The following is a 455-nucleotide window of genomic DNA, read 5'->3' on the forward strand; positions in this document are numbered from 1 at the left end:
CAGGGCCACATTCGGCAGGCGCAGGGCCCGGCCGAGTTCGACCGCTTCGCCGGTCGCGTAGTCGAAGACCGAGGGGATGATGCCGGCTTCGCAGGCGAGGAGGCGAGCTTGTGCGACGGAGATGGGCTTGCCTTCGAGGAGAGGGAGGCGGCCGGTGTCCTCGCAGCGGAGGGTCTGGAGGTCGACGGTGAGGTCAAGGGTCGCGGTGTGCCCGTGCCGGGTGGCGGCCTGAGACGACGTGCCGTATCCGGCGAGGAGTTGGTGGAGGGCCTCGGCGTGCCGGTTCGCCTGGGGGGCAAGGGCGCCGTCGGTGTCGGTCTCGTCCTGGCGGGGCGGGGGGCAGGCGGTCTTCAAGTACTTGTCGAGCAGGCGGCCCGTGGTCTCGGTCAACGTGGCTTCGAGGGACCACATGCCGTTGTCCTGCTCGGTCAGCTCCAGGCGCTGGAGGGCCTGCT

General features: G+C 70.5%; 1 protein-coding gene. It reads right to left on the bottom strand.

Features of this window, described 5'->3' with window-relative positions; genetic code table 11:
* On the bottom strand, positions 1 to 455 hold a 455-nt coding region (locus E9998_RS10500), incomplete at both ends, for a DUF222 domain-containing protein (RefSeq protein WP_136529671.1).

This window comes from Glycomyces paridis (genome assembly GCF_004912155.1).
Taxonomy (GTDB): Bacteria; Actinomycetota; Actinomycetes; order Mycobacteriales; family Micromonosporaceae; genus Glycomyces; species Glycomyces paridis.